The following is a 22,634-nucleotide window of genomic DNA, read 5'->3' on the forward strand; positions in this document are numbered from 1 at the left end:
GACAGTCGACCGTTCGTTCTAGTCGAGCTGTCGACGGAACGCTCACGCCCGCGCCGCCACCATCCCCCGCTCCGAGCGCGTCCAAGCGACCAGCGCGCCGACGCCGAGCAGCGCGAGGCACACGATCGGCACGATCATCGGCCCGAACGCGGTGCCCGTCATCTTGCCCGCGAACGGCATCAGGTTCTGGCTGAAGAAGCCGCCGAGGTTGCCGATCGAGTTGATCGCCGCGACGCTCGCGGCCGCCCGCGCGCCGGTGAAGTAACGCGGCGGCATCGACCAGAAGCACGGATACAGCAACGGGATGCACGCGCCGCCGAGCACCAGCGCGATGAAGCGCAGCGGCGTCGACGGCAGCACGAGGCTCAGCAGGAAGCCGAGCGCACCGAGCGCCGCGACGATCGCGATCGTGCGCAGGATGCTCTTCGCGCGGCGCAGCTTCGCCGGCAGCCACACCAGCAGCACCACCGCGAGCGCCCACGGCAGCATGCTCAGGAAGCCGTTCGTGGTGCTCGACACGCCGAACGATTTCACGAGCGTCGGCAGCCAGTACGTGACGCCGTACAGCGACGTCGACATCAGCATGTAGGTTGCCGCGAACAGCATCACGCGCGGATCGAGCAGCGCCTTCCACGGCTGCCCGTGCTCGGCCTGCGCCGGCTTCTCGCGCTCCAGCGCGGCCGCGACGATCTGCTTCTCGCGCTCGTCGAGGAACGGCGCTTCGCGGAACGACGCGGGCAGCACGCGGAACACGACGATCGCGACGATCACGGCCGGAATGCCCGTCGCGACGAACACCCACTGCCAGCCCGCGAGCCCCCACACGCCGTTCAGGCTCAGCAGCACGCCGCCGACCAGCGAGCCGAGCATGTTCGCGAGCGCGCTGCCGAGCGTGAAGATGCCGAGCACCTTCGCGCGGTAGCTCTGCGGGAACCACAGCGTCAGGTAGTAGATCACGCCCGGATAGAAGCCGGCCTCGGCGATGCCGAGCAGGAAGCGCAGCGAGCAGAACGCGGGCATCGACGTGGTGAAGCCCATCAGCACCGTGATGAGCCCCCACGTCAGCATGATCCGCGCGAGCCACACGCGTGCGCCGTAACGATGCAGCGCGAGCGTGCTCGGCACCTCGAACAGCAGGTAGCCGATGAAGAACAGCGACGACGCGAGCCCGAACGCGGCTTCCGTCATCCCGAGGCTGTGCACCATCTGCAGTTTCGCGAAACCGACGTTCTGCCGGTCGATGAACGCGATCAGGAACATCACGACGAGGATGGGCAGCAGGCGCCGCGCCATCTTCGACATGATGCGCTGTTCTTCGGCGGACGCGGGGTCCAGGGTGTCGGTAGCGTTCACTTCAGGCTCCTTCGTGAATCGGTTGCGTATCGGTTGAATCGGCGGGTTGAATCGGCGCCGCACGGAACGAGCGCGCCGGCGCCACGTGGTTCGATGAATGGAATCGGCTCGCGGCCCGCGTGGCTCAACCCGACCGGTAGTCGTCGAGCATCGGCGCGAACATCTCGTGCCACGCGCGCGGCTTCGCCTTGATCGTGCCGGCGAGGTACAGGAATTCGACGTAGTCCATCAGCTGGTTCGGCCGCACCGAGAAGCGCGTGTCGGGCGCGGCCAGCATGCGCATCACGTCGTCGTGCGACACGCCGACGCCGGACGACCCCGCATAGAGCGCGGCCGCCGCGCGCGGGTCCTGCGCGATCAGGCGGTTCGCTTCGTCGAGCGCGCCGAGAAACGCCGCGGCCAACGCGGGCTCCGCATCGACGAGCCGCTTCGGCGCGAACACGACGTCGAGCGTCATCGGCCCGAGCACGTCGACCGAGCTCACCACGCGATGGATGCCCGGCTGCCGCAATTCGAGCGTCGAGAACGGCGGCGACGTGAAGTGCGCGGTCACGCCGTTCTCGCGGCGGATCAGCGCCTGCATCGCCTGCGGATGCGGCAGGTTCACGGTGATCGAATCGAGCTGCGCGAAATGCGTGGGACCGAGCTGCCGGCTCGCGACCATCTGCAGCACGACCGCCGACAGCGACGTGCGGATGCCCGGCACCGCGATCCGGTCGGACGGCGTGAAATCGCGCAGCGACACGAGACCCGGCCGGTTTGCGTTCAGCGACAGCGACGTGGTCGACAGCCCACTGATGCCGATCACCTCGACATTCGGAATGCCGCGCGCCCGCGCCCACAGCTCGATGAACCCCGGCGCGCCGGCGCCCGCGAAATCGAGCGTGCCGGCCATCATCGCGTCGTTGACGGAATTGCCGCCGTCGAGCAGCACCCATTCGACCGCGAAGTCGCGCACGCCGTGGCGCGCCGCATGCCGCTCGAACAGCCGCTGCTTCTCCATCACGAGCAGCGGCAGGTACAGCACGCCATAGCCTTTCGAGATCCGCACCGTGCGCGGTTTCGCGCGCACGAGCGCCGGGGCCCCGAGCGCGCCCAGCACGCCGAGGCCGGCGGCGATCAACGCGCGGCGGCGCGGCGACGTCGTCATGCGCGCACCGCCGCGCGGCGAACGGCCAGCGGCGACGCGCCGGCCGGCGTGGCGCGGCGGCGCGCGTTCGTCGTGCCCGTGACATGCTGCATGTTGCCGTCTCCTTGAATATTTCTGGTATTAATGCCGTCCTTGCATCCTGCTTCCGGCTCGACACAGGTTATCGGGCGAGTCTGAGAAAATGCTGACATCCCGTCCCCGGGAAAACCCCTAATCCACCTACCTGCAACCGGCACCATGCGCATTCTCGTCGTGGAGGACGATGCCGAAATCGGCGCGGCGATCCGCAGCCGCCTGACGCGGCTCGGCCATGCCGTCGATCTCGAAACCGACGGCTCGACCGCGAACGGGCTGTTGCGCGTCGAGCGCTTCGATCTCGTCGTGCTCGATGCGAACCTGCCCGGCATGGACGGCTTCACGGTGCTGCGCAACCTGCGCGCGGCCGGCAGCACGACGCCCGTGCTGCTCGTCACCGCGCGCTCGGCGATCGACGACCGCGTGAGCGGCCTCGGCCTCGGCGCCGACGACTACCTCGTGAAGCCGTTCGACTACCGCGAGCTCGACGCGCGCGTGCAGGCGCTCTTGCGCCGCAACAGCGGCCACGCGAACGACGTGCTGACGCTCGGCGGCCTCGTGATCGACCGCAGCAGCCGCCTCGCGGAACTCGACGGCCAGCCGCTGTCGCTGTCGCGTCAGGAGTTCGCGCTGCTCGAAATCCTCGCGAGCCGTCCGCAGCGCATCTTCTCGAAGGAAGAACTGCTGAACCAGTTGTTCAGCTTCGGCAACGAGCCCACGGCGAACGCGGTCGAGCAATACGTGACGCGCGTGCGCAGGAAGCTGCAGGGCAGCTCGGTCGAGATCCGCACCGCACGCGGGATGGGGTATCAGATTGCCGCGCACTGACTGGTTCCCGAGGACGCTGTTCGGGCGCACGCTGCTGTTCATCGCGCTCGTCGTCGCGACCGGCGCGCTCGCGCTCGCGGCGATCGCGCGCTACTACGCGGGCGTCGCGGCCGAACGCGCGTACGACCAGTTGCTGGCGGGCGCGTCGATCCAGGTCGCGGAAAACCTCTACGTGCAAGGCGGCGTGCTCGCGCTGAATCCGCCGGTCGCCGCGCTGTCGACGCTGTCGCGCTACGACCTCGTCTACTACAAGGTGGTCGATTCGCGCGGCGTCGTCGTGGCCGGCTATCACGATCTCGCGAGCCCCGCGACACTCGCCGCCGCGAAGCAGGGCCCCGCGTTCGCGAACGCCGTCTACCAGGGGCATCAGGTCCGCACCGCGACGATCGCACGCTACATGCCGGAGGAAAGCACGCCGGGCTGGGCGCTCGTGACGGTTGCGCAGACCACCAACGCGCGCCAGCAACTGACGAACGACATGAGCATCAAGGTATGGACGCTGATCCTGCTGATGAGCGTGCTCGCGATCGGTGCGAGCGGCCTCGCGATCCGGCGCGGCCTGCGCCCGCTCGCGCGGATCGGCGCGATCATCGCCGCACGCGACCCGGCCGACCTGCGGCCCGTGGCCGTCGATACGCCGAGCGAGATCGACGCGATCATCGGGTCGATCAACGGGTTGATGCGGCGGCTCGCCGAGCGGATCAACGCGATGCAACGCTTCATCGCCGACGCCGCGCACCAGATGCGCACGCCGCTCGCGCGGCTCGACGCGCAGATCGAGCTGCTCGACGGCGAATCCGATCCCGCGCGTCACGCGGCGCGGCTCGATGCGTTGCGTGCGACCTCGTCGGACGTCGGCCGGCTCACCGGGCAGTTGCTCAATCATGCGATGGTGATTCATCGCACCGAGGCCGTGCCGCTGCAACCGGTCGACCTCGTCGCGCTCGCGAAAGAAGTGCTGGGCCGCACGATTCCGCTCGCCGGCGAACGCGACGTGGCCGTTGCGTTCGCGAGCGACGCGCCGCATGCGTGGATCGACGGCGATGCGATCAGTCTTCAGGAAGCGCTGTCGAACGTGCTGCACAACGCGCTGCTGCACGGCCATGCGGACGACATCGTCGTGTCGGTCGCGACCATGGGTAACGCGGATCAGGCGGTGACGCTGACCGTCACCGACAACGGGCGCGGGATACCGCGCGAGCACTGGGACGCGGCGTTGCAGCCGTTCGTGCGGATTGCGCCGGACGGCAGCGAGCGGCGCACGGGGTCGGGCCTCGGGCTCGCGATCGTGCAGGAAGTGATGAAGGCGCACGGCGGGCGCGTGGGGTTCGCATTTCCCGAGGTGGGCGGGTTCGCGGTGGTGTTGACGTTTCCGCGTGCGGTGACGGCGCACGCAAGCGACACTTAGGCAACGGCATCCGGCGCAGGCACGCTCGGTTGAACGCCACCGGGCGACACGCGTTCAGCCGTCGCTGTCCCGACCGTCGTCGGCGTTTCGCCGCGCATGCCGCGCCACCAGTTGGTCCAGTTCGTCATACTGGCGGTCGCAGAACAACCGGCACAACGTATCGACGTCCACGCGCTTCCTCACGTCGATCGTCTCGACGTGCTGCTCCAGCTTGCCCTTGCCGATGCCGAAGAGCCCCTTCTTCATCCGCATGGACACCGCATTCAGCTGGAAGCCGTCAGAATGCGCATCCGTCAATGCCGTCACCCACAGCTCGCGCTGATCGTCGGCATGCTGCAACACGAGCGCCGGTAGCGGGCCGTCCTGCGTCTCGTTCCATTCGATGTGCTGGGCCGCCCAAGGAAACGCCTCGAACGCATGAACGAACGACGCGTAGTCGGTCGCGCCCTGCTGATCGAGCTGATTGAAATCGTAGCCGACTCTCTGGATGGAATAGGTCAACATGGCGCGGCAACCCCGTGTCGTTCGAGATCAGGAGATCGTCAATCTACCGTGAATTTCGGTATCGGTGACGATTTTTCAGGGCAGCTCATGCGCGAAGAGATGCTGACCCATGTTGTCACGCACGGCGGCTATCATCGCGGCGAAGCGGGCAGATTGATGATTCAGGCGGCCGCGCTCACGGCACAGGATATCGAACTCCCTTGGGATACCTACGCGGTTCACTTGCATCGGACAGCACCCGACCGACGGCTGCACGGCAAGGTCGACGACGCGAACCCGCCGAATGCCGGGCGATGAAACGCCCTACGCCGCCACCGCCTCCCCACCGAGATACGCATTGCGCACGCGCTCGTCGTCGAGCAGCGTTTTCGCGGGCCCTTCCAGCACCACACGCCCGGTCTGCAGCACGTACCCGTAGTGCGCGATTTCCAGCGCGAGGCTCGCGTTCTGCTCGACCATGAACACCGTCACCCCTTGCTTGTTGATCGCGTCGATCAGTTCGAGCACCTTGTCGACGTAGAGCGGCGACAGCCCCATCGTCGGCTCATCCATGCAGATCAGTTTCGGCCGCGCCATCAGTGCGCGCGCCATCGCAAGCATCTGCTGCTCGCCGCCCGACAACGTGCCCGCACGTTGCGTCAATCGCTCTCGCACACGCGGAAACAGGTCCAGCACGCGCTCATAGTCGTCGGCCACCGCCGCACGATCGCCGCGCGTGTACGCGCCCATCAGCAGGTTCTCGCGCACGCTCATGTCGCCGAACAGCCGCCGCGCTTCGGGCACGGCCGCGATCCCGCGCCGCACGCGCTGCGGCGTCGCGAGCGCGGTCACGTCGTCGCCGTCGAAACGCACGACGCCGCGGCGCGGACGCATCAGCCCGAGAATCAGCTTCATCGTCGTCGACTTGCCGCTCGCGTTGCCGCCGAGCAGGCTGACGATCTGCCCACGGGCGACTTCGAAGTTCACGTCGAAGTGCACCTGCACGGGCCCGTAGAACGTGTCGAGGTGTTCGAGTTTCAGCAGCGCGTCGGTCATGGTCGTATCAGGCACGGAAGATTGCACGGTCATGCGGCCGCCTGCGTGGTATGGTCCGCCGGCGCACCGCCCGCCTGGCGGCGACCGAGATAGGCCTCGATCACGCGCGGATCGTGCCGCACGTCGCGCGGCGCGCCTTCGGCGATCTTCACGCCGTTGTCGAGCACCATCACGCGGTCGGACACGCGCATCACGAGTTCGAGCTTGTGCTCGATCAGCAGGATCGTCAGTCCGCGTACCTTCAGCGACTGGATCAGTTGGAGCATCTCGGCCGTCTCCGTCTCGTTCATCCCGGCCGTCGGCTCGTCGAGCAATAGCAAGCGCGGATGCAGCGCGAGCGCGCGACCGATCTCCACGCGCCGTCGGTTCGCGTACGACAGGCTGTGCGCCGGATGATCGATGCGCGGCGTAAGCCGTTCGCCGAAGCCGGCAATGATGTCGCGCGCTTCTTCACGCAAAGCGGCTTCCTCGCGCCGCACCGACGCGGGCCGCACGAGCGCGCGCAGCACTTCGGCCGCCGCGCCGAGCGCCGACCAGCCCGGCCGCGCCGCACGCAGCCGCGCATGTGCGCCGATCAGCACGTTGTCGAGCACGCTCAGGTTGCCGAACACGCGGCCATGCTGGAACGTGCGCGCGATGCCGAGCGCCGCGAGCCGTTCGGGCGCGGTGCCGGTGATGTCGCGGCCGTCGAACGTCACGCGGCCGGCATCGGGCCGGTCGGCGCCCGCGATCAGGTTGAACAGCGTCGATTTGCCCGCGCCGTTCGGGCCGATCACGCTGAGCAGTTCGCCGTCGGCGAGCGTCAGGCTCGCGCCGTCGAGCGCGGTCACGCCGTCGAAGCGGCGCGTCAGGCCCTGCACGTCGAGCAGGGGTCGAGTCGTCGTCATCGCATTCCTCCTCACACCGTGCCGAGCAGGCCCTGTGGCCGGAAACGAACGAGCAGCAGCAGCACGAGGCCGTAGATCAGCATCCGGTAATCGGCCGCCCAGCGGAACAGCTCGGGCAGCCCGATCAGCGCGATCGCGCCGACGATACCGCCGAGCACGTTGCCGAGCCCGCCGAGGATCACCATCGTCAGCGCGAGGATCGACACCTGCGAGTCGAAGGTCTGGTGATTGATGTAGCTGTACAGATGCGCGGCGATCCCGCCGCTCACGCCCGCCGCGACGCCGCCGACCGCGAACGCGATCGCCTTGTAGCGGTTCGGCGCGATGCCGTGCGCGCGCGCGGCGACGTCGTCCTCGCGCACCGCGCGCAGCGTGCGGCCCAGATGCGAGCGCAGCAGCCGCACCTGCACGAGCGCGAACACGACGAGCACCGCGAACGTGAACCAGTACGCGGCGCGCGCGGTCGTCGCCCACGGCAGCGGCGCGATGCCGGTGATGCCGAGCGGGCCGCGCGTGAGGCCATCCCAGTTCAGGATCACGAGGCTCACCACTTCGCCGATGCCGAGCGTCGCGATCGACATGTAGTGCCCACGCAGCCGGAACGCCGGATAGACGAGCAGCGTGCCGAGCACGGCGGTGATCACACCCGCGCACGGAATCGTCACGGCCGGCGACCAGCCGAGATCCGACGACAGCAGCGCCGACGCATACGCACCGATCACGAGCAGCGCGGCGTGGCCAAGCGAGATCTGCCCGACCGTGCCCGCGACGAGCGTGAGGCTCAGCGCGAGCAGCCCGTACAGCCACGCGTTGGTCAGCGTCTGCAGCACGTAAGGCGATGCACCGAGCCACGGCAGCACGGCCGCCGCCGCGATCAGCGCGACGAGTACGGGGCGCGGCACGCGCACGGCTTTCGCGGCGGCGAGGAAGGTGCCCGTCATCGGCTCGGGCGGCAACGCGCGGTTCGCGCTGAACAAGCCGTTCGGCCGCCACACGAGGAACACGATCAGCAGCCCGAACGCGAACAGGTCGCGGTAGCTGGTGCCGAACAGCGCGACGCCGTAGCTTTCGACGAGACCGAGCAGCAGGCTGCCGGCGATCGCGCCGGGCACGTTGCCGAGCCCGCCGATCAGCAGCGCGACGACGCCCTTCAGCGTCGCCTGAAAGCCCATTGCCGGATCGATGCTGTTGTAGTACATGCCGACCAGCAGCCCGCTCACGCCGCCGAGTGCGCACGCGATCGCGAATACGGTCTGGTTCACGCGATCGACGTCGACGCCCATCTGCAACGCCGCGTCGCGATCCTGCGCGGTCGCCCGCACGGCCCAGCCGAGCCGCGTGAAGCGCAGGAAGCCGTACAGCAGCGCGGCCGCCGCGATGCCGATGCCCGCGATCAGCAGGTCGAGCGAGCCGAGCGTCGCACCGGCGATCCGCAGGTGCCAGTCGGGCAGCGGCGTCGGCACCGCGCGCGGGTCCGCGCCGAACGCGAGCTGCGCGAGCTGATCGAGGATGAAGCTGATGCCGATCGTCGCGAGCAGCGGCGCGATGCGCGCGGCATGGCGCAGCGGCCGCAGCCCGATCCGCTCGATCGCGATGCCGAGCGCACCGCAGCCGACGACGACCGCCGCGAGCGCGGCCGGCAGCGGCAGCCCGAAGCGCGTCAGGCACAGCCAGCCGATGAACGCGCCGACCATGTACACCGAGCCGTGCGCGAAGTTGATCAGGTGCGACACGCCGAAGATCAGCGCGAGCCCGACCGCGAGCAGCGCGTAGATGTTGCCGACGATGAGGCCGTTGAGCGTGTAGTCGAGCCAGGAAGCCATCACGATGCGTCCGTCAGGTGCAGGCGGTTCATGTCGGGTTCAGCGCGCCGCGAGCTGCGGCTTCGCGCCGTCCCACAGCGCCCACTGCCCCTGCTTCACGACCAGGTACACGGTGCGCGCGCCCGCGACGCGGCGCGTCTGCGGATCGAAACGCACCTTGCCGAAGATCACGCTCGGCACGTCGCTGATCTTCGCGAAGCCGTCGTGCGCGGCCTGGCGCGTCGTGCCGTAGCGGCGCAGTACTTCCGCCGACAGGATCAGCGCATCGTACGCCCGCGCGACGAACGAATCGGGATCGGCGTGGAATTTCGCGCGATAGCGCTGCACGAACGCCTGCACCTCGGGGCGCGGCTCGGCCGGGAAGAAGTTCGATTCCGTATAGACGCCTTCGACGGCCGTGCCGCCCAGTTCGAGGAACTTCGGCGAATACACGGAGCCCACCGCCGCGATCGGCAGCGCGACGCCCGACGTGCGTGCCTGGCGCACGATCTGCGCGCCGTCAGCGTAGTAGGAAATCAGCACGATCGAATCGGGCTTCGATGCGCCGATCCGCACGAGCGTCGAGCGGAAATCCTTCTCCGCCGGCTGGTAGCCTTCGGCCGCGACGACCTGCGCGCCGAGCCCCGTCACCGCCTTCGCGAAGATGTCCTTGCTGGTGCGGCCCCAGTCGGTGTTCAGGTACAGCACCGCGATCCGCTTGAAGCCGAGTTCCTTCACCGCGTAGCGGGCGAGTAGCGGCTGCTCCTCGGCCTGGCTCAGCGCGGTGCTCCACAGATAATCGCCGCCCTTCGTGAAATCCGGATGCGAATTCGTGAAGCCGAACTGCACCAGTTGCCCGCGCTGGTAGATCGGCGATGCGGCCATCGACGTCGCGCTGGAAAAATCGCCGAGCTCGATCGCGATGCGCGGATCGGCGACGAACTTCTGCGCGATCGCCACCGCCTGGCGCGGGTCGCTGCGGCTGTCCTGGAAGTCGATCGCGAGCGGCCGGCCGTGAATGCCGCCGCTGCCGTTGATCTCGTCGAGCGCGAGATCGAAGCCGCGCTTCCACTGCTCGCCGTATTGCGCGTCCTGGCCCGTCAGCGGCCCGCTCACGCCGATCACCACCGGCTCGCCCGACACGCCGGCCGCGAGCGCGCCGCCCGTCGACAAGCCCCATGCGGCGGCGAGCGCCGCCACCGTGCCCAGCACGCGCCGCCATGCGCCGCGCGCGTCGTTCCCCGAAACCTTCATGCGTCCCCCAGCTTCAGTCAGTCGAAAAGAGTGAGGGCATGTAACCATCCGGTTCAGGACGATCCAACGAAGTTTTGCGCATATCGATATCGCATGCGGCGCGAAGCCGATGACGAGCGCGAACGGCCGCCGATACCCGCCGCATCGATCGACATGCCGGCGTGCATCGCATCACGTTGATTCGATTGGCGTTTCGTTCGGCGCACCGTGCACCACCGGTGCGAATGCACGCACGATGGGCCGCCGCGGCCGTCACGCCCTTCGCAGTTTTCCCGCTGTCGATAGCAAAAATCATTATATGAATCGTGCATGCTCGCACTCCTACAATGCGCAAATCGCATCATCGGAACGCGTCATGGAGTTGCATCAACTCGAAGCCTTTTCCGCAGTCATGTCGGCCGGCAGCGTCACCGGCGCGGGCGAGCTGCTCGGCCGCTCGCAGCCGGCCGTCACGCGGCAGATCCAGGAACTCGAAGCCGATCTCGGCTACGCGCTGTTCGACCGGCACGGCCCGCGCGTCACGCCGACGCGGCGCGCATTCCTGCTGTACGAGGAAGTCGAGCGCTCGCTGGTCGGCCTGCGCGCGATCGAGGCGCGCGCACGCGCACTCGGCGACGAAACGGCCGAACCCGTGCGCATCGCGGCCACGCCGTCGCTCGCGGCCACGCTCGTGCCGGCCGCGCTCGCCGCGCTGCCCGACGACGCGCATGCGCCGCACTATCAGTTGCGCAGCGAATCGGCCGAGCACGTCGTGCACGAGGTGCTGGCCGGCACGGCCGATGTCGGCGTCGTCACGCTGCCGATGGCGCATGCCGGGCTCGACGTGCACTGGATCGCGCAAACGCCGTGCGTCGCCGTGCTGCCGGCCGACGATCCGCTCGCGGCGAAACCGCGCATCGCGCTGCGCGACCTCGCGCGGCGCCGCATCGTGACGGTCGCGAACCGGCACCGGCTGCGCCAGCGGATCGACGCGGCGTTCGCGGCCGCGCGTGTCGATGCGCACGTGTTCATCGAAACCAACGCGTCGCTGAATGCGGTGATGGCCGCGCGCGCGGGCATCGGGGTCGGCATCGTCGATCCGGCCACGGGCGTCGCGCTGCCGGTGGACGGTGTCGTCGCGCGCGCGCTCGACGTCGACATCCCGTTCGCGTTCGGCGTCGCGACGCCGGCCGGCAAGGCGCGCACGGCGGCCGTCGACGCACTGCTCGACGCGCTGCATCGCACGACGCGCGCGCTGCTCGACGACGTGACCTTTCACGATGCCGCCGCGCACGATGCGCTGCTGCGCGGCGACCGGCTGCGGGCCGACCGCGCGACGCGCGCGCCTCGCCCGGCACGTACCCGCCGCGTGCGCCCGGAGGCCGCATGACGCCCCCGCTCGACGCACTCGAGGCGCGGCTCGCGCAGGACCTGCGCTGGCTCGACCTGCCCGCGCCGTCGTGGGTGCCGCCGCGCGAAGCGGACGGCGCGCGCGTGCTCGACGTCGCGATCGTCGGCGGCGGCATGGCCGGGCTCGCGGCATCGGCCGAGCTGCGCCTGCTCGGCATCGACAACCAGTGCGTGATCGACCGCGCGCCGGCCGGCTACGAAGGCCCGTGGGTCACGTTCGCGCGGATGGAGACGCTGCGTTCGCCGAAGCAGCTTGCGGGCCCCGCACTCGGCCTGCCCGCGCTGACGTTCCGCGCGTGGTTCGAAGCGCAATACGGCCGCGACGCGTGGGACGCGCTGTACAAGATTCCGCGCCCGCAATGGATGGACTACCTGCGCTGGTATCGGCGCGTGCTCGACCTGCCGGTGCGCAACGACACGACGCTCGTCGCGCTGCGCCCGCGCGACGACGGGCTGCTCGCGCTCGACGTGCGCGGCAACGGCGAAGCGCACACGCTGCTCGCGCGGCACGTCGTGCTCGCGACCGGCCGCGACGGCCTCGGCGGCCCGTACGTGCCGCCCGTCGCGCGGCGCGCGCCGCGCGCGCGCTGGGCCCATTCGTCCGAGCCGATCGATTTCGCCGCGCTCGCGGGCAAGCGCGTCGGCGTGGTCGGCGCGGGCGCGTCCGCGTTCGACAACGCGGGCACCGCGCTCGAAGCGGGCGCCGCGCGCGTCGACCTGTTCTTCCGTCGCGCGGACATTCCGCGCATCAACAAGCTGACCGGCATCGGCAGCCCGGGCCTCGTGCACGGCTACGCCGATCTCGACGATGCGACGAAGTGGCGTTTCATGCACTACGCGCTGACGTCGCAGACGCCGCCGCCGCGCGACAGCGTGCTGCGCGTATCGCGCCACGACCATGCGCATTTCCATGCGGGCAGCCCGATCGAAATGCTCGCCGACCACGCGGACGGCCTCGAGGTGACGACGCCGCGCGGACGCTACACGGTCGACTTCCTGATCTTCGCGACGGGCTTTCATTCGGACTGGACGACGCGCGAGGAATTCGCGTCGTTCGGCGCGCACGTGCGGCGCTGGAAGGATCGGTATCGGCCGGAGCCGGCGCTGTGGCTCGACGAGCTCGCCGAGTCGCCCGATCTCGGCCCCGCGTTCGCGTTCCAGGAGCGCGAGCGCGGCGCGTGCCCGGCCGTCACGCGCATCCATTGCTTCAACCATGCGGCGAGCCTGAGCCACGGCAAGCTGTCCGGCGATATCCCGGCGATCAGCGCGGGCGCGCAGCGGCTCGCGCGCGGCATTGCGAGCCGGCTGTTCGATGCCGATCGCGACCGCCACTACGATGCGCTCGTCGCGTACGCGAATGCCGAACTGCAAGGCGACGAATGGCGCGACGCCGACGCCATCGATCACTTTGACGACGAAGGGAAACCGAAACGATGACTGACTCCATCACGCCGGCCGCCGGGCCGGACACGATCGACGCGGCAGCCGGCCTGCGCGCAGGCGACGCCGTCGCCGCGCTGCGCCGCGCGCGCGACAAGGTGCTGTTGCATACGCAACTGAGCGAAGCCGCGCTGTTCGATCCCGCGCTGCCCGATCTTTCGCTGATCGAGCGGCTGCATGCGGCACGGTATGTCGCGCGGCAGTCGAATGCGCACGCGCTGGCCGACATCTATCGCGCCCGTCTGCTCGACGCAGGCGGCACGCCCGACGACATCGAGCACGCAGATGCCGACGCGTTCGACGCGCTGCCTCGCCGCCTCGGCGCGATCCTGCTGCACGCGAAGCGCCTGACGCACGCGCCGGTCGATGCGCGCGCATCCGATCTCGACACGTTGAAATCGGCCGGGCTCACGACGCCCGCGATCGTCGCGCTGTCGCAGCTCGTCGCGTTCGTCGCGTATCAATTGCGCGTCGCCGCGGCCGCGCGGGCGCTTCAGGCACGCGCCGCACAGGAGGCCGCATGACGACTGCGACCCACGGCTTCACCTCCGACACGCTCGGCTGGCGCGCGTGGCTCGACACGGTCTCGCTCGATGCGGCGACGCCCGATCAGCTCGCGGTGCTCGAAGCGAGCCACCCGCAAGCGAAGACGTCCGACTATTACCTGCTGCTCGTCCACCTGCCGGACATCCTGCGGCAGCGCTCGGGCGTGTTCAACGCGATCATGTACGGCCCCGGCGGGCTGTCGCGCGCGGAGCGCGAACTGGCGAGCACGGCGGTATCGCGCGTGAACGGCTGCGTGTATTGCGCGTCGGTGCATGCGCAGCGCTTCGCGCAACTCGCGAAACGCACCGATGCGATCGAACAGGTGTTCGACGACCCGGCGACGGCCGGCACCACGGCACGCGAACGCGCGATCGTCCGCTATGCGATCGCGCTGTCCGAACGGCCCGACGCGATCGACGAGAACGACATCGCCGTGCTCGAAGCCGAAGGGCTGACGCATGAGGAAATGCTCGACCTGTCGCACGCGATCGCGATCTTCGCGTGGGCGAACCGGCTGATGCTGACGCTTGGCGAGCCGGTGTTTCCGGAGCCGGCGGCCGGCGCCTGACCGCACGGGAGAACGTGGCGCGGAACCGGCCCGCGTCGCGCCTTGTGCGTCAACGGTCGGTGCGCTGCATGCTCGCGGGGATTCATCTCGCGCGGCGCTCGGCGGCGGCGCAGGAGGGCGCGAAATTCGAATCAATGGAAAAACGGCGCGAAGCGGCGTCGGTATCGCACGCCTGAATGGAGCGGGCGTCGCGGGCGCGCCATGGTTGGCGCGACCGCGACAGGATGCTTCGATCTGCGAACGAGATCGAAGCATCCTGTACTGCCATCAATCGCCCAGCAGTTTCAACCCGGCCGGCAGCGTTTCGCCGAACACGCGCACCGTATCGGCTTCGTCGAACGCGATCGCTTCACGCACCATGTCGATCCACGCCGTCGATGCATTCGCGGCCGACAGGCGCTTGATCACCGCCTCGCGCGTGTCGTCCGGCAGATCGCGCGAGCGGTCGCCCGTCATTCGCGCAATCTGCGCAGCCGCGAACGCAGCCGGCTCGACCTGCTTCCAGTCGAGCGCGAACAGCGCATCGAGCCAGCCGATGACGATTTCCGCCGGTACGACGCCGTGCGCGCTGCCGTAGAACGGCCGGCGCGCGCCGATCCGCCCGAGCGCCCACGCGCACAGCGTGCGTTCGGCCGGCTTCTGCAGTTGCGCGATCAGGCGCTCGGCCAGTTCGACCTTGCGCTCGACCGGCAGCCGTTCGAGCGACGCGGACAACCGCGTCATGTCGGCCGGCCCGACCTTGGCCGGATCGAACGGCAGCTTGCGCCGCTTGTCGTCGGACGGTTCGAGGAACGCGATCGCATCGCGCACCTGCGCCTGCGCATCGTCGTCGAGCCCGCCGGCCACGCGCCGCCACAGCGTCCACCACTCGGACCACACCTGCGCGTCGGTCACGTATTGAATGCCGTCGTCGAACAGCGGCCACAGTTGCTCGATGCGCCACGCGTCGAGCGGATGGCCGAAACCCGGACGCAGGCAATACCCGGCGAGATTCAGCCACGCGCGCTCGTGATCGGCCGAGCGGCGCCGCCGCCGCGCCCGCGCGAGCAATGCGTCGAACAGTTCGCGTGCGAGCGCGACGTCCCACTCTTCGCGCGCGCCGAGCACCTGCTCGAGTTGCGCGCGCAACCGGCGCGTGTCTTTCGGCGTCACGCCCGCGGCCTTGCTGCCGAACGAGCGCTCGATCAGCTCGATCGCCTGGTCGAGCCTTGGATGCCGCGTGGGCGCGGCCGCGTCGCCGTGCACCGGCGCGTCGCCGCGCAACTGGAATTCGAGCCGCCAGCGGCGCGACGAATCGTCGATCGCGATGCAGTGCATTTCGAGCGTGCCGACCTCGGTCAGCGACGCGGTGAGCGTCACCGGCGTTTCGCGCGCGTCGCCGCCCGCCTTCGCGTCGACGACCGTCGCGATCGGCGGCAGCCGCACGAAATCGCCACCGTCGAGATCGACGAGATCGCCGGGTTGATACTTCGTGTCGGCCACGGTCGATACGAGGTGGAAGCGCACCGGCTGCCCAAGCTGCAGCGCGAACGTGCGATCGTCGAGCCGGATCTCGCGGCCCTCTTCCGCGCCGCGCGGCAGCAGGCAGACGCCGCGTGCGGCTGCGTTGCCTTCGCCATCGTCGAGCACGAGGAAATAGCTGCGCGCGGAGCCGCCGCCGATGCGCGGCGCATGCCCGGCGCGCGCGAGCCCGTAGGCCACCGCGCCGCGCGCGACGGCCACGTCCGGGTGCGCGTTGTGCAGCACGTCGAGCGGCGCGCCACGCCACGCGCCGAGCGTCTGCGCGAGACGGCCGGCGAGCGCATCCGCGCGGAACACGCCGCCGTTGAGCAGCAGCGCGTCGGGCAGCGGGCCTTCCGCATGACGCTTCAGGAACGCGGCGACGTGGCGCGTAATGGCCGCGTCGCTCGCATACGGCAAGCCGAATTCGACGATCGCCGCGCGCGCCCGGCGCGGCAATTCGTCGGCGTCGACCTGCGGAAAGAACCCGTCGACGACGATCTGCTCGACTTCCTGCCGGGTCAGCTCGGCCGAGCGCGCGCCGCCCACCAGCTTGCTGCCCGCGCCGAGCAGCGTGACGGTGACGGACGCGGGTGCGTCGTCGCCGAGCAGCCGCTCCTTCGCCGCGCGGCAGCGCTCGACGAGTTGCGACAGGCTCGCCGCCGACAGCCGCGTGCCGGGCGCGGTCAGCCGCGTCTCGACGAGGCGCGCGAGCGCGAGATCCATGTTGTCGCCGCCAAGCATCAGGTGGTTGCCGACGCCGACGCGCGTAAAGGTCGGCTCGCCGTCGTCGCCCGGCGCGACGTCGACGAGCGTGAGGTCGGTCGTGCCGCCGCCCACGTCGCAGATCAGCACGCGCCGTGCATGGGCGAACGCCTCGCGCAACGTGTCGCGTTGCCGATACAGCCAGTCGTAGAACGCAGCTTGCGGCTCTTCGAGCAAGCGCAGCGCCGGCAGCTTCGCGCGTTTCGCGGCCTCGACCGTCAACGCGCGCGCGCCGTCGTCGAACGACGCGGGCACCGTCAGGATCACGTCCTGCCGCGCGAGCGGCGCATCGGGAAAATGCGCGTCCCATGCGTCGCGCACGTGCGCGAGATAACTCGCGCTCGCGTCGACCGGCGACACCTTGTCGACGCCGTCAGCCGCGCCCCACGGCAGGATCGCCGCGAGCCGATCGACCGCGGCATGCGACAGCCAGCTCTTCGCGCTCGACACGAGCCGGCCCGGCACCTGCGCGCCGAGCGTGCGCGCGTAGCGGCCGATCACGGCCGGCGGTGCGTCGGCCGCGTCCGCTTTCGTGTTGGCCTTCGGATCGGCCGCCCACGGCAGCCGCAGCGCATCCGGCGGCAGCTCGCCCGCCGCCGGGTGATACCGCACCGACGGCAGCAGCGGCTGCGCGGCCACCGCGCCGGGCCCGACCAGTTGCTCGACGTCGAACACGCGGATCGCGTCGGAACCGGCCTCGACGTACGCGACGACCGTATTGCTCGTACCGAGGTCGATGCCGACCGTATAACGCTTCATCGCGCTCAGGCGGCGCCGCGCACGTCGAACTCGATCTTCCAGCGCTCGTTCGTGCCGCTCGGAATCGCCTCGAGTTCGAGCGTGCCGGCTTCGGTCACGCGCGCATGCAGCTTCACCGGCACGACTTCGCCGACGGTGCGCCCTTCGGCGGGCAGCGTCGCCTGGATTTCCTCCAGCTCCTGCAGCTCTTCCGGCGACCAGTAGTCGAGCAGCGTGCCGACCTGGTCCTGGCGCCGCACCGACGAGCCGAAGAAGCGGAACTGCACCGGTTCGCCGACGACGAGCCCGAACTCCTGCGGCGGCAGCGCCGCGTCCGAGCCTTCCTCCATCCCGAACGGCGCGACGCACAGCGCCTGCACCGGTGGCTCCAGCCCCGGCACCGCGGGCATCGCCGATTCGATCGCGACGTAGTACGCACGCGCCGTGCCGCCGCGAATGCGCACGCCGCGGCCGCGCTTCACGTAGCCGTAGTACGCCGCGCCGCGCGCGACCGCGAGATCGAGATCCGCGCCTTCGAGCAGGCGCGCGGGCGGCGCGCCTTCGGCGGCGAGCCAGCCGTTGAGCGTGTCGAGCACGCGCTGCGTGAGCAGCGTCGACTTGAACACGCCGCCGTTGAACAGCACGGCGGTCGGATGCAGGAACGTCGCGCCCTGCGGCAGCGTGCGCTGCACGCCTTCGAGCGTGTCGAGCGCCGCGACCTGGCGGCCGAGGAATGCCGCGAGATGGCGCGTGATGCCGGCGTCCTGCGCATACGGCAGGCCGAGCTGCGTCAGGCCGACACGCGCGCGGCTCACCGGGCGCGCGGCCGCATCGACCTGCGGGAAGAAGCCTTCGAGGATCGTCTGCGTCAGTTCCGCGCGCGTCAGTTCGGCGCGGATCGAGCCGCCGATCAGCTTCGAGCCGCGGCTCGGCACGACGAGCGGCACCGCGTCGGCGCTCGGGTCGGACAGCAGCGTTTCCTTGGCCGAGCGGCACGCGTAGGTCAGCGCGCGCAGTTGCCACGGATCGGGCTGCGTGCCCTGCTGCGCGAGCTTGCGCGCGACCACGTGCGCGAGCGCGAGGTCCATGTTGTCGCCGCCGAGCAGGATGTGCTCGCCCACGGCCACGCGATGCAGTTCGAGATTGCCGTCGCGCTCGACCACCGCGATCAGCGACAGGTCGGTCGTGCCGCCGCCGACGTCCACGCACAGGATCAGGTCGCCAACGTGCACCTGCTTGCGCCAGCCGCCTTCGCTCTTCTGGATCCAGCTATACAGTGCGGCCTGCGGTTCCTCGAGCAGCGTCATCCGCGAGTAGCCGGCGGCGCGCGCGGCCTCGGCCGTCAGCTCGCGCGCGGCCGGATCGAACGACGCGGGGATCGTCACCGTCACGTCCTGGTCGGCGAACGGTGCGTCGGGATGCGCGTGGTCCCACGCTTCGCGCAGGTGCGTCAGATAGCGGATCGAGCTTTCCAGCGGCGACACGCGCGTCACTTCGGGCGGCGCATCGCTCGGCAGGATCGCCGCGCGGCGATCGACGCCCGGGTGGCACAGCCAGCTCTTCGCGCTCGACACGAGGCGGATCGGCGTGCCGGCGCCGCGCGTGCGCGCCATCTCGCCGACCGCAAAGGTGCGCGAGGCCGTCCACGGCAGCGTCAGGTCGCCCTGCGTCAGCTCGCTTTCGTGCGGCAAGTAGAGAAACGACGGCAGCAGGTCGCGCGATTCCAGCGCGCCGGGTGCAGTGAGTTGCGCGATCGGCAGCACCTGCTGCGTGATCTTCTCGCCGTCGCTCGTGCTGCTGTCGACGTACGACAGCGCGCAATGGGTCGTCCCGAGGTCGATACCGATCGAATAGCGCGGATCGCTCACAGTTCCACCTCCGCCGGTGCGATGACCGATGCGTCGTGGCTGCCCGTCAGCTTCGGCAGGCGCACGTCTGCGACACGCCAGCCGCGATGGCTGACCGTGCCCGTGAACGGCGCGGAACCGACCACGTTGCCGGTCACGCGCACGGCCGTCGCGTCGAAGCCGGCCGGCAGCGTCACGCGGCTGCCTTCGGCTTCGTCGCGCACGGGCACGATCGTGAAGTGCTCGCGCAGCGCGGCGCGGCAGCCGTCGTGCACGAGGCGCGCGGCCGCGCCGATGTCGGCGTCCGCGTAGCCGGCGATGTCTTCCTCGACGAAATCGATGAAGCGCGCATCGCGCTGCAGCAGGCCGAGCAGCTGCAGCGCGGCCTGCGGGCTCGCTTCGCGCAGCTCGGGCGCCGGCGGCTTCACGGGCGCGGGGGCGATGGGCGCGGCGGCCGGTGCCGGCGTCGGGGCGGGCGCGACCGGCGCCGCGGCGCCATCGCGCACGCGCAGCACGTCGGCGGCGAACTCGCGATTGCCGAGCACGGAGAAGAACGTGCCGACGGCCAGCGACAGCCGGCCGAAGAAGGACAGGTTGGATTCGGGCATGGGGTCTGGACTCCTGTGGGCTCGCAGCGTGGCGAGCGATCTTGCCTGGCACCGGGCGGCCGCGTGCGGCATGCGCACTGCCGCCGCCCGGCGCGTGATTCGAACGCGCCCTCGCGGGTGCGGAAAACCCGTATTTTGCCCTGTGGCGGGCGAACCGGGCAGAAGTTGGGGGACAGAACATGACGGCGCGACGGTTTCGATCGCACCGGCGCGCACGTCACGCGTGTACGGCGGACGTGCTGCGCCGCGTCAGCGCGGCTTGCGCGGCCGCGCCGCCTTCGCGTCGAAATCACGCGAGAGCATGCCGAGCGTGACTTCGCCGAAGCGCGCGAGCAGCGAGGCTTCGGCCTCCTTCAGCGTCGCCGACAGATGCGCGTTGACGGCCTGTTCGACCAGACATTCGGGCGCGTCGTCGGACACGAGATCGGAAAACAGCGGCGGCTCGCCCACCGCGCGATAGACGTCGAGCAGCGTGATGTCGTCGAGCGCGACGCTGAGCGCCCAGCCGCCGCCGTGCCCCTTCTCCGACTGCACGTACCCGCGATCGCGCAACCCGCCGAGCAGGCGCCGCACGACGACCGGGTTCGTGCACAGCATCGTCGCGATCGTCTCCGACGTCAGCGGGCCGTCGGCCTGGTCCATGTGGATCAGCGCATGCAGGATGCGCGACAAACGGCTGTCGGTTCTCACGGGTAGAACTCCCCTCTCTCTCGAAACTTCTGAAGTTGCATGAAGGATACCATCGCCCTATCATGCAACTTCTCATGTTTCATGAGTTGACCGTTAGCGGAGCACATCGGTCATTCACGCAGGTTCAGAAAGGAGCGGACGCATGCATTCTCATCATGAAGTGATCGTGATCGGCGGCAGCTTTGCCGGGTTGTCGGCCGCGATGCAACTGGCGCGGGCGCGCCGCCGCGTGCTCGTGATCGACGCCGGCCGGCCGCGCAACCGCTTTGCCGAACACGCGCACGGCTTCCTCGGGCAGGACGGCAAGCCGCCGGCGCAAATCGTCGCCGATGCGCGCGCGCAGCTCGACGCGTATCCGACGGTGCGGCGCATCGACGGCACGGTTCGCACGGCCGAGCGCGACGCGGACGGGCGCTTTCACGTGACGCTGGCCGACGGCGGCCGCGCGAGCGCCGACCGGCTGATTCTCGCCACCGGCATCCGCGACGAACTGCCCGCGCTGCCGGGGCTCGCCGAACGCTGGGGCATCAGCGTGCTGCATTGTCCGTACTGCCATGGCTATGAAGTAAGCGGCCAGCGGCTCGGCGTGCTCGCCACGCATCCGCTGTCGGTCCATCAGGCGATCCTGATTCCGGACTGGGGCCCGACGACGTGGTTCACGCAGGGCGTGGTCGAAGCGAACGACGAAGAAGCCGCGTTGCTCGCCGCGCGCGGGGTGCGGATCGTACGCTCGCCGGTCGCCGAGATCCTCGGCGATGCGCCGCGTATCGACGCGCTGCGGCTCGCCGACGGCCAGGTCGTGCCGATCGACGCGTTGTTCATCGGCGCGCGCACCGGCATGGCGAGCGACCTCGCGCAGCAGCTCGGCTGCGCGTTCGACGAAGGGCCGCTCGGTCCCGTCGTTCGCGTCGATGCGTCGAAGCAGACGAGCGTCGCCGGCGTATTCGCGGCGGGCGATGCGTCGACGTCGATGAGCAACGCAACGTTCGCATCGGCATCGGGCGTGATGGCCGGAGTGGCCGCGCACCGGTCGCTGATCTGGGGGCTGCACGCGTAGGCGGGCGGGCGCCGGGCGTCACGATCGATCGGACGATTCAATGTATCGGCGAATGCGGCAGGCGGGCGCCGGCCACCCCGATGGCGGCGGCACCGAATGTGCGGTTTAATGCTGGATACCCTCTGCATTAAGAGCCATGAAATGCTCGACCTCGACGACCTTCGACTCGTCCGCGCGATCGGCACGTCCCGATCCCTGGCCGCTGCCGCCCGGCTGCTCGATCTCACGCCGCCCGCGGTCACGATTCGCCTGCAGCGGATGGAAGCGCGCCTGAACGCGCGGCTCGCCGTGCGGCAACCGAAAGGCATCGCGCTGACCGACGAAGGGCAGCGGCTGTACCAGGAAGCCGTGGGCATTCTCGAGCGCGTGGAGGCGCTGCCGGTCAGCATCGCGGGCGATCACGGCGACGTGCAGGGCACGCTGCGCGTCGTCGCCCCGCTCGGCTTCGGCCGCAAATATGTCGCGCGGATCGTGCGCGACGTGCAGCGCGCACATCCGAAACTCGAGATCTCGCTCCATCTGTCGGAAAGCCCGCTGACCAGCGCGGCGGGGGCCGACGTGGTCGTCCATGTCGGCAGTCTCAAGTCGTCTTCGTGGATCGGCTATCCGCTCGCGCCCAACGAGCGCTTCCTCTGTGCGAGCCCCGCGTACGCGCGTCGCATCAAGGATCTGAAGCATCCGTCCGACCTGGCGCGATACGACTGCCTGTGCCTGCGCGAGAACGACGAGGACATCCCGCGCTGGCGCTTCTCGCCTGTTGGCGGCGCCAAGGGCGATTCGCGGCGGTCCACCGTCATCCGCGTCACCGGCGCGCTGTCGTCCAACGACGGCACCGTCATCACCGAATGGGCGCTGGCCGGGCTCGGCATCGTCGAGCGCTCCGAGTGGGACGTCGCACCGCTGCTCGCGAACGGCAAGCTCGTCCGGTTGCTGCCCCGCTGGCGCCTGCCGCCCGCGCCGGTCACGGCGCTCGTGCCATCGCGTACCGGCCGCTCCGCGCGGCAGCGGGTGTTTCTCGACGCCGCGCGGCAGTTTCTCGATCCGCCGCCCTGGCGCGGCAAGGCCTGAGTTCCGGTGCGATCCAGGAGGACTTCGTTGATTAAATTTTGCTTAATGGCAGATTAGCCGTGCATTAAACACGGCGCTGCTCCCCTCCCCTACAGTGTCCGTATCGGCAACTTCGCAAACGG

20 protein-coding genes are annotated in these 22,634 nt (G+C 69.7%); 9 read left to right on the plus strand and 11 right to left on the minus strand.

Going from position 1 to position 22,634, the window contains the following annotated elements; genetic code table 11:
* Nucleotides 1-42: 42 nt before the first annotated feature.
* Together LGN10_RS02340 and LGN10_RS02345 are read right to left on the minus strand one after the other, a co-directional pair.
* A complete protein-coding gene (locus LGN10_RS02340; RefSeq protein ID WP_226221530.1) occupies nucleotides 43-1,353 on the minus strand; it encodes an MFS transporter in 1,311 nt (436 codons plus the stop codon).
* Between the two features lie 124 nt (nucleotides 1,354-1,477).
* The gene (locus LGN10_RS02345; protein ID WP_226221538.1) at nucleotides 1,478-2,503 is read right to left on the minus strand and encodes an ABC transporter substrate-binding protein; all 1,026 of its coding nucleotides are present in this window, start codon (nucleotides 2,501-2,503) and stop codon (nucleotides 1,478-1,480) included.
* 237 nt (nucleotides 2,504-2,740) lie between these two features.
* Between LGN10_RS02345 and LGN10_RS02350 the strand changes: the two genes are divergently transcribed.
* Both LGN10_RS02350 and LGN10_RS02355 read left to right on the plus strand, forming a co-directional pair.
* Entirely contained in the window at nucleotides 2,741-3,406 is a 666-nt protein-coding gene (locus tag LGN10_RS02350) for a response regulator transcription factor (RefSeq protein ID WP_059580058.1), read from the plus strand.
* Entirely contained in the window at nucleotides 3,393-4,814 is a 1,422-nt protein-coding gene (locus tag LGN10_RS02355) for a sensor histidine kinase (protein ID WP_226221540.1), read from the plus strand. Before LGN10_RS02350 ends, LGN10_RS02355 begins: the two co-directional genes overlap by 14 nt.
* A gap of 54 nt (nucleotides 4,815-4,868) precedes the next feature.
* On the opposite strand, the gene LGN10_RS02360 is transcribed toward LGN10_RS02355, so the two are convergent.
* Complete coding sequence (locus tag LGN10_RS02360; RefSeq protein WP_089465394.1) at nucleotides 4,869-5,318, minus strand: hypothetical protein; 450 nt, start codon at nucleotides 5,316-5,318, stop codon at nucleotides 4,869-4,871.
* A 48-nt stretch (nucleotides 5,319-5,366) separates the two neighbouring features.
* Between LGN10_RS02360 and LGN10_RS33610 the strand changes: the two genes are divergently transcribed.
* Nucleotides 5,367-5,615 carry a DinB family protein gene (locus LGN10_RS33610; protein ID WP_226221542.1) on the plus strand — a complete coding sequence of 83 codons (249 nt, stop codon included), beginning with the start codon at nucleotides 5,367-5,369 and terminating at the stop codon, nucleotides 5,613-5,615.
* A 6-nt stretch (nucleotides 5,616-5,621) separates the two neighbouring features.
* On the opposite strand, the gene LGN10_RS02370 is transcribed toward LGN10_RS33610, so the two are convergent.
* The 4 genes from LGN10_RS02370 to LGN10_RS02385 are packed head-to-tail and all read right to left on the minus strand — an operon-like array spanning nucleotide 5,622 to nucleotide 10,296.
* Complete coding sequence (locus tag LGN10_RS02370; RefSeq protein WP_226221544.1) at nucleotides 5,622-6,386, minus strand: ABC transporter ATP-binding protein; 765 nt, start codon at nucleotides 6,384-6,386, stop codon at nucleotides 5,622-5,624.
* Entirely contained in the window at nucleotides 6,383-7,240 is an 858-nt protein-coding gene (locus LGN10_RS02375; protein ID WP_226221546.1) for an ABC transporter ATP-binding protein, read from the minus strand. The genes LGN10_RS02370 and LGN10_RS02375 overlap by 4 nt, the downstream gene beginning before the upstream one ends.
* An 11-nt stretch (nucleotides 7,241-7,251) precedes the next feature.
* Complete coding sequence (locus LGN10_RS02380; RefSeq protein WP_226221548.1) at nucleotides 7,252-9,063, minus strand: ABC transporter permease; 1,812 nt, start codon at nucleotides 9,061-9,063, stop codon at nucleotides 7,252-7,254.
* A 39-nt stretch (nucleotides 9,064-9,102) separates the two neighbouring features.
* Complete coding sequence (locus tag LGN10_RS02385) at nucleotides 9,103-10,296, minus strand: ABC transporter substrate-binding protein (RefSeq protein WP_060315808.1); 1,194 nt, start codon at nucleotides 10,294-10,296, stop codon at nucleotides 9,103-9,105.
* 355 nt (nucleotides 10,297-10,651) lie between these two features.
* Here LGN10_RS02385 and LGN10_RS02390 point away from each other — a divergent pair, with 355 nt between their 5' ends.
* The 4 genes from LGN10_RS02390 to LGN10_RS02405 are packed head-to-tail and all read left to right on the plus strand — an operon-like array spanning nucleotide 10,652 to nucleotide 14,239.
* Nucleotides 10,652-11,665 carry a LysR family transcriptional regulator gene (locus LGN10_RS02390; protein WP_059580041.1) on the plus strand — a complete coding sequence of 338 codons (1,014 nt, stop codon included), beginning with the start codon at nucleotides 10,652-10,654 and terminating at the stop codon, nucleotides 11,663-11,665.
* A complete protein-coding gene (locus LGN10_RS02395; RefSeq protein ID WP_226221550.1) occupies nucleotides 11,662-13,122 on the plus strand; it encodes an NAD(P)-binding domain-containing protein in 1,461 nt (486 codons plus the stop codon). Before LGN10_RS02390 ends, LGN10_RS02395 begins: the two co-directional genes overlap by 4 nt.
* A complete protein-coding gene (locus LGN10_RS02400; protein ID WP_226221552.1) occupies nucleotides 13,119-13,649 on the plus strand; it encodes a CMD domain-containing protein in 531 nt (176 codons plus the stop codon). Before LGN10_RS02395 ends, LGN10_RS02400 begins: the two co-directional genes overlap by 4 nt.
* A complete protein-coding gene (locus LGN10_RS02405) occupies nucleotides 13,646-14,239 on the plus strand; it encodes a peroxidase-related enzyme (RefSeq protein WP_226221554.1) in 594 nt (197 codons plus the stop codon). The genes LGN10_RS02400 and LGN10_RS02405 overlap by 4 nt, the downstream gene beginning before the upstream one ends.
* 267 nt (nucleotides 14,240-14,506) lie before the next feature.
* On the opposite strand, the gene LGN10_RS02415 is transcribed toward LGN10_RS02405, so the two are convergent.
* The 4 genes from LGN10_RS02415 to LGN10_RS02430 all read right to left on the minus strand — a co-directional run bounded on the left by LGN10_RS02415 (nucleotide 14,507) and on the right by LGN10_RS02430 (nucleotide 20,387).
* A complete protein-coding gene (locus LGN10_RS02415; protein ID WP_226221556.1) occupies nucleotides 14,507-17,263 on the minus strand; it encodes an Hsp70 family protein in 2,757 nt (918 codons plus the stop codon).
* Between the two features lie 5 nt (nucleotides 17,264-17,268).
* On the minus strand, nucleotides 17,269-19,110 hold the full coding sequence (locus tag LGN10_RS02420) for an Hsp70 family protein (protein WP_226221557.1): 1,842 nt from the start codon (nucleotides 19,108-19,110) through the stop codon (nucleotides 17,269-17,271).
* The gene (locus tag LGN10_RS02425; RefSeq protein ID WP_226221558.1) at nucleotides 19,107-19,697 is read right to left on the minus strand and encodes a DUF2760 domain-containing protein; all 591 of its coding nucleotides are present in this window, start codon (nucleotides 19,695-19,697) and stop codon (nucleotides 19,107-19,109) included. Before LGN10_RS02425 ends, LGN10_RS02420 begins: the two co-directional genes overlap by 4 nt.
* Nucleotides 19,698-19,946: 249 nt before the next feature.
* Nucleotides 19,947-20,387 (minus strand): Rrf2 family transcriptional regulator, encoded by a 441-nt coding sequence (locus LGN10_RS02430; RefSeq protein ID WP_059580023.1) that lies wholly within the window; start codon nucleotides 20,385-20,387, stop codon nucleotides 19,947-19,949.
* Between the two features lie 142 nt (nucleotides 20,388-20,529).
* Here LGN10_RS02430 and LGN10_RS02435 point away from each other — a divergent pair, with 142 nt between their 5' ends.
* On the plus strand, nucleotides 20,530-21,444 hold the full coding sequence (locus tag LGN10_RS02435; RefSeq protein WP_226221559.1) for an NAD(P)/FAD-dependent oxidoreductase: 915 nt from the start codon (nucleotides 20,530-20,532) through the stop codon (nucleotides 21,442-21,444).
* Nucleotides 21,445-21,552: 108 nt separating this feature from the next.
* Nucleotides 21,553-22,512 carry a LysR substrate-binding domain-containing protein gene (locus LGN10_RS02440; RefSeq protein ID WP_104013020.1) on the plus strand — a complete coding sequence of 320 codons (960 nt, stop codon included), beginning with the start codon at nucleotides 21,553-21,555 and terminating at the stop codon, nucleotides 22,510-22,512.
* The last annotated feature ends 122 nt before the right edge of the window (nucleotides 22,513-22,634 follow it).

Source organism: Burkholderia sp. AU32262 (genome assembly GCF_020419985.1).
In the GTDB taxonomy this organism is placed as follows: Bacteria; Pseudomonadota; Gammaproteobacteria; order Burkholderiales; family Burkholderiaceae; genus Burkholderia; species Burkholderia semiarida.